At 32.5% G+C, this 7,590-nt stretch carries 4 protein-coding genes and 1 pseudogene; 1 reads left to right on the forward strand and 4 read right to left on the reverse strand.

From position 1 onward, the window contains the following. Positions 1-63: 63 nt before the first annotated feature. Complete coding sequence (locus KQI85_RS08280) at positions 64-1,644, reverse strand: glycoside hydrolase family 43 protein (protein WP_216575623.1); 1,581 nt, start codon at positions 1,642-1,644, stop codon at positions 64-66. A gap of 341 nt (positions 1,645-1,985) precedes the next feature. Between KQI85_RS08280 and KQI85_RS08285 the strand changes: the two genes are divergently transcribed. Continuing rightward, entirely contained in the window at positions 1,986-3,347 is a 1,362-nt protein-coding gene (locus tag KQI85_RS08285; protein WP_216575624.1) for an MATE family efflux transporter, read from the forward strand. On the opposite strand, the gene KQI85_RS08290 is transcribed toward KQI85_RS08285, so the two are convergent. The 3 genes and pseudogenes from KQI85_RS08290 to KQI85_RS08300 form a co-directional block, all read right to left on the reverse strand. Further along, positions 3,288-5,084: an ABC transporter ATP-binding protein gene (locus tag KQI85_RS08290; protein ID WP_371820572.1), complete on the reverse strand. Its 1,797-nt coding sequence runs from the start codon at positions 5,082-5,084 to the stop codon at positions 3,288-3,290. The two genes, KQI85_RS08285 and KQI85_RS08290, sit on opposite strands and share 60 nt — an antisense overlap. Next, positions 5,077-7,077 carry an ABC transporter ATP-binding protein gene (locus tag KQI85_RS08295; protein ID WP_216575625.1) on the reverse strand — a complete coding sequence of 667 codons (2,001 nt, stop codon included), beginning with the start codon at positions 7,075-7,077 and terminating at the stop codon, positions 5,077-5,079. Before KQI85_RS08295 ends, KQI85_RS08290 begins: the two co-directional genes overlap by 8 nt. A gap of 129 nt (positions 7,078-7,206) precedes the next feature. Further along, positions 7,207-7,590, reverse strand: a pseudogene (locus KQI85_RS08300) (hypothetical protein); the annotation flags it as partial.

The following is a 7,590-nucleotide window of genomic DNA, read 5'->3' on the forward strand; positions in this document are numbered from 1 at the left end:
TTCTATAATCTAAGATTCAAAACAATTAAGATATCACTGTAATAAGAAGAGTGTCTTATGTTATTATAAATCTAAATATTCAAAATAATCAAAATCTGCCGGAATTCTACTGCCACATCCACCATTATTAGCATAGATTCCAACCAAAGTTCCGGTATGTCTCTTAGGATCATCCGGCACACCTTCATCGCACAGATATATACAATTCTCAAGTATTCCAACTACTTCATAATGTTCACCATCATAGCTATAATAAAACGTTCTCTTAAGATTATTAACAACTACTTTAAGATATATAGCCTGTTCCTTAACATCATCTACCTGTGCAATAAGTTCTTCTCCATGATTACGATTAATGACAAGCTGTATCTTACGGCCATTTTCATAACAAATTGCACATCTAGCATACGTTACTGTTGAATAATAACAGGTAAGTCCTGCCTGTTCACCATCTTTTGCCGGATAGAATTCAAGCTTTGTAGATGCTTCATAGCACAATTCCTGTTCACGTCTTAACAGTGTATTCTTCGCTCTAATCTCATCTAATCTTCCATCTCTTGTCCATATTCTCATATATCCTGGTCGTTCTGTAAGTGAATAGCTTCCTCTTGCAGGATTTCTTACAAATTCCCAGTTAAGATTAAGCTCTTTATCATCAAAATCATCTCTTGTCCACTTAGTAACATTCATCTGCTTAAGCTTTGGTGCTCTCTGGGTAATACTTGGACCATTGCCATCATTGATAACAAACCAGCCATCATCTAACCATTTTACCGGATCAAGTCCTGACTCTCTTCCAATTGTTGTATAATTACCCTGATTTCTTCTTCCCATAAGATAATATACCCACCAATCACCATTAGTTGTATCAATTAGCTTGCCATGACCAGTTCTTTGAATCAATGCATCAGGATCTGTCTGTCTCATTAATGGATTATATGGTGATGCTTCATAAGGTCCAAACAGATTTTTAGAACGTCCTACATTAATACCATGTCCATATCCTGTTCCACCTTCTGCAAGAATCGCATAGTAGTACTCACCATGTCTTAATATATGTGGACCTTCAGGACATCTCTCTCCAGTTCCAGGCCATACTGGTATTGGTTCTCCAAGAACTTTTGTACAGTCATCGCTTAATGGAACTATATTAATCCCCGGACTTATAATCATATAATGTCTGCCATCATCATCAACAAAATGTGATGGATCTATACTATCTACTTCAAGCCATGCCGGTTCGCTATATGGTCCTTCCGGTCTATCAGAAGTAACAACAAGCTGTCTTCGTAATACATCATTACCTCTTGTTCCATCTCCATTAAGTCTAAGTGTTGCCATTATTATAAATCTGCCATTAGAATATGATATATCAGGTGCCCATATTCCATGTGAATTGCGAATATCCGAAAGATCAAGATAATCTGGATTAGTAATCGCATGACCTATAAGCTCCCAATGAATCATATCTGTTGAATGACTGATTGCTATTGCCGGAAAATATTGAAAAGTAGAATTAACCATATAGTAATCACTTCCAACTCTTACAACTGAAGGATCCGGAAAAAATCCCCTCTGCACAGGATTATTATATGTAATCGCTTCGTCAAATACATTATCACATACTACATTATCATATTTCATGCTCTATACCTCTCTATTCTCTTATATTTTATTATTCTTCATCATATGTAGCCATCACTTAAACTGTTGCTTTATTATTAATTCTACAAAAGCCAGTTACTGCTTATTTAAAAGGATTGTGTCATTCATTACTTATTATAATTCATGCTCTTATTTGACACAAAATGCATTTGTTTAGTTCCTATACTAATTATAGTGTACATTACGAACATATAAAAATCAATACAATTTTATATAATTTGTATAATTAAATATTGTATCTTATACATTCACTGTGCTAGAATATGAAAGTCTATTGGTTATACCAATATCAAATGATATTTTTTACAGAGGTGATTGATATGCAAAACGATATGACTGAGGGTGCAATTACTCCAAAGTTAATCAAATTCACAATTCCACTTGTGCTTGGCAATCTGTTCCAGCTTACATATAATGCTATTGATACAATTATTGTCGGCAGATATGTAGGTAAGAATGCTCTTGCCGCCGTAGGCAGTTCAGGTCCTATCATGAATATGGCAATTCTGTTTATAAGCGGAATGTGTATGGGTGCCGGAATTCTTATGAGTTCTAAATATGGTGCGAAAAAATATGATGAACTTAACCGTCAGATAAGCACTACAATGATAGGTGGTCTTATATTCTCTATAGTTCTCTCATTGATTATGTTCATAATTGCAAAACCGGTTCTTGTCATTATGAATGTTCCTGATGAGATTCTCTATGACTCATCTGTCTACCTTAAAGTGGTATTTGCAGGACTTATATTTACTTTTATCTATAATTTTTTCTCCCAGACTATGCGTGCTCTTGGAGATAGTAAGACACCACTTTATTTTCTTATAATAAGTTCTGTAATTAATGCAGTTGGTGATTTATTCTTCGTTGTAACACTTAATATGGGAGTATTTGGAAGTGCTATATCGACTGTTTTAAGTGAACTAATAAGCTGTATTCTATGTATTATATATGTTAAATACAAAATTCCACTTCTACATCTTGGCAAGAAGTGGCTTGTATTTGAAAAAAGCATTATGGTTACTACATTTAGATATAGTATAACAAGTGCACTGCAGCAGATGTGTGTACAACTTGGTAAGGTTGTTGTTCAGGTTGTAATCAATGCCAAAGGTCCTGCATTCATCGCAGCTTATACAGCAATTAATAAAATTGATGATTTTACTGTAACACCTCAACAGAATATTGCTCATGCAATGACTACTTTTATAGCACAGAATCGTGGAGCAGGCGAAAAAGAACGTGAACGTGAAGGATTTAAGTGTGGTATCAAAATCGAACTTGCCTACTCACTTATTCTATGTATTGTGACTTATCTATGCTCTGATATGCTTATGGGATTATTCGTAAAAAGCAATGAGACTGAAGTTATATCACTTGGTGTAAGTTACTTAAAACTAATAAGCGTTATGTACTTCTTACCAGGAATCACCAATGGTGTCCAGGGATTCTTCCGAGGCATTGGTGATCTTAAGGTTACTCTTTATAGTACTATGACTAATATGTTTTTTAGAGCCTTATCAGCATACATTTTTATATCACTGTTGGATATGAAATTTAACAGCCTTGCACTTGCTAATATGACAGGTTGGATATTCATGCTTATCTTTGAGCTTCCTTTATTATTCAAGTGTATAAAGACTATGAGCCATACTTTCCTCCATAAGTCTATGAGAGATTGATATAACTGTTCTTCCTTTAGATGCATTTAACAAAGCATTTAATATATTTTTCTCTGTATTACTGTCAAGGTTGGCTGTCATCTCATCTAACAGCATTATCTCAGGATCAGATACAACTGCTCTCGCTACTTGAAGAAGTTGCATCTGTCCCTGTGATAACTCTGCTTTTTCATATAATGTATCATATCCATCTTTTAATAACATAATAACATCATGTATTCCTGCTATTTTTGCTGCGTCTATAATCTCTTCCATAGTATATGAATCATCATGTAATGTGATCTGGTCTTTTATACTTCCGGTTACAGGATGAAACTGTTGCTCGACATAGCCAAATATTTTTCTTCTCTTATCTTCACTTATAGTATGTGCTTCTTTATCTTTTATTAATATCTGACCTTTCTGTGGTTCATAAAGTCCCATTATAAGTCTGAATATTGTACTCTTTCCTGCTCCTGTTCTTCCAGATAATACAACTCGCTCTCCTTTTTCTATACTAAGAGAATAATTGCTAAGCACATTATTATTGCCATCGTATGAAAAACTTACATTCCGAAATTCTATTATATTGTTGCTATTATTAGCAAATCTACTATCCGGATTATTGCTATCATTAGTGATACTACTATTTGGATTATTGTTATCATTAGTAATACTACTATTTGGATTAATACTTGTAATACTAATAATATTACTGTTTGCATTATTACTACACTCATCATTATGCATATCACTATGAATATCTCTCTTAATATTATTATTTACTCTATATTCATCTTCAGCACTTCTCATATATTCGTTAATTCTCTCTATTCCGGCAATCGCTGACTGGATATTCTGTATCTCCATTCCTATACTCTCAAGTGGGTCAAATACTTTACCTACATAAGATATTATAGCTACTGCACTTCCTACTGTTATTCCAAAAAAGCTGCTAAATATACCACCAAATGATGAGAATACCATGAGTATAGCAACAACAAACGAACTTATAAATATAATTATTGGCGAATATATTGAATCATAGAGATTTGATTTATCTGTTGCTTTGTAACTTTCTTCAATATATTTGTCATATTTTTGTTCCATATATCGCTCAAGTGCAAGATTTTTAATGGTTCTTATATTTTTAATAGTCTCTGGAACATGATTATTAACTTTAGCTATTGCTATTCTGTTCTTAATCTGGGCAGCAAGCATTCTCTTTTGAAATTGTCTTGTCATAATCATAAGAACCGGTGTTAATATAACTATAATAATTCCAAGTCCTACACTTTTTACAAATATTATCGCTATAATACTTACAACCTTACATGCATCTGCAAACATACTTACAATACCATTAGTAAATAATGAATCTACTGCATCAACATCATTTACAAAATATGATGCCGTCTTGCCAGCCTCATTATCTACAAAATATTCCGTCTTCATTCTAGTAAGTTTCTTACACATAGCACTCCTTACACCATGTGTAATCTTCTGTCCAAGTGCTATTATCACAACATTCTGCCCTGATTCCATAATTCCTGCAAGTGCTATAAAAAACATGTATAATACAATTGACCTGACAGCCGGCATACTTCCTATTGTTAATTCATCAACCATCTTCTCAAGGATTAATGGTGGAATCAATGATGTGACTACTGCACCTGCAATAAATATTAATGTTGAAAAAGACATAATAATATGTTTTTTTAATGTTGTCACAACAATTTTTACAATTCTATTATTCACTTATATCACCTACTTTACTCTGTATATCATACAATGTCTTATATTCCTTACAATTATTCATAAGATAATTATGTGTTCCGGTGATTGCAGTTCCATCTGATTTTAACATAACAATCTCATCAAACTGCTTAAATATCTCTAACCTGTGTGATATGATTATGATAATCTTATCTTTTGCATATTCTCTAATATTCTTAAAAATCTTCTGTTCTGTCTTCTTATCTACTGCTGAAAATGGATCATCAAGAACAAGTATTGCTCCTGCATGATAAAGTGTTCTCGCAAGTGCAATTCGTGCCTGTTGACCTCCAGACATCCTTATACCACCATTTCCCATGTAGGTATTATCATCATCAGGCATATCATTAATCTCATCTCTCATGCATACAAGTTCTATTACTTTATTATATTTTATATTATTATATTTTATATTCTCATATCTATTATCTTCTGAATTTTCATATATACTATGTAAACTTTTATCTGTATTACAAGTATTCTCAGCTATATTATGTGAATTCTCGTGTATGTCATAATCATCTTTATCTATATCATATAAATTATCATATATATTACAGCCTGCAATATTACTATGTTTTTTGTTCTTTGATAGCATATCATCTAAGCATACTGCATCATCTAATATAATGTTCTCACTAATTGTGTCGCTCATAAGTTCCGGATCATGTCCCATATATGTAACATAACATTCTTTGTCATAGATATTTCTAAGTTCTATATTATCTAATAAAATACTTCCTTTATAACTGCCTTCTCCAATAAGTACTTTTCCTATCAAAGATTTTCCTGTCGCCACTTCACCTGTTATACCTACAATCTGTCCTTTCTTGCACGTGAAATTAATATTATTGGCAATATATTCATCAGAATTTGAAGTATCACTATATGAAAATGATGCATTCTTAACTGTAATCTTATCAACATCATATTTTACTAACCTGTTATCTTCACGCTCTTTACATTCTTTCATAAATGGTTGTATACGTTTCCATGATACTTTGGCTTTTTGAACAGCATTAAAAAGTTTTGCCGCCTTAGAAGACTTTAATGCCATCTTTGTAAAACATGATATAAATGTTGTATATACGCCTATATCCCATGATGCATATCCTGTTCCCATAACATTTTTAGCACCATAATAGAGAATAAATATAATTCCAAACATAGATATTATATTATAAAGTGGCTGCATTGCACTCTCCCACATATTGGCATAGGTTGCACTTTTCTCATATTCAGAAAGTACCTTTTCGTATTCATCATCTATTCTGCTCTCTCTGCCATATACTCTGAATGTAATTGCATTCTCTATTCTATCAAGAGTTGACATATTAAGTTCTCCTGCACATTTTTTATATCTCTCATTTTGCTTTGTAACAACAACTTTTAATTTTTCTGCTATTATATATGCTATTGGTATAAATATTATTGATATAAATGCCAATCTGATATCATATACGAAGAGCATAACTATATATGCCGCAAGCACAACTCCTGTATCAAATATCTCTGTTGTAAATTTTCTCATTCCCTCTGCACATGCATCAACATCTGCTATTGCTTTAGTCATTATGTTTCCGGTACTCTCTCTATCAAGACTCTTCTTATTCATAAATACTATATTATTGTATATGATATGTCTCATACTACGGCTTATGTTATTAGCAAATCTTCTAACATAGAATCTTTTAATACATCTTGATGCCTGAACTAACAATATTGTAAGCAGATATACAGCTGCAAGCGATAGCATATTTCTCCATGTTCTATTTTTCTTAACAATCTCATAAAAACAATTGGCTAAACGTCCCTCAAAGTATGGACCGGCTGTCATTCCTATATTGTATATTATTCCAGATACACTAATAATCGCCAGAGTCTTCTTCTCTGGCGATATAAATGACTTTAATGATATTTCTTTGTCCATTCTACGTTTAGTACTCAAAGTTTCTTTTTCTGACATTCTTGTCATACTTATTTTCACTTCTTTCTTGTTATAGAATTTTTATTGACAGCTTCATCGACTGACTTATCAATAGCTTTTGTCAGTTCACTTTCTGCGTCTTTTCCTTGCAAATTTTTATATAATTACTTGCAACGATTAGTTCTTCTTAGATAATTCGTTGTAATAATCTTCTATATATTTGCCTGCTGTTTCTAAAGGAATTTCAAATGTTTGAGAAATTTCCCTGATTATATCTTCATTTTTAAAATTAAGTCTGTGTAAAAGAACGATGGTTTTTCGAATATTCTTGATGCGTTCCTCTTCACGTCCTTCCTCACGAGCCTCTTCTCTTAACTCTGCTTCATATATCTTTTCATCAAATTCTGTTATACACACACTAAACACCTCCGCCTTATGCTTTATCAAAAATTCTCTCATAATATTTTCTTCTATGCAGTAATCTATTGCATTGGTTATTGCTGTCTTGATATCCACGCCTTTGTCATCTGAGTATTCCCTTACTTTATTTATAAATATCAT

The sequence above is a fragment of the Falcatimonas sp. MSJ-15 genome (genome assembly GCF_018918265.1).
GTDB lineage: Bacteria > Bacillota > Clostridia > Lachnospirales > Lachnospiraceae > Falcatimonas.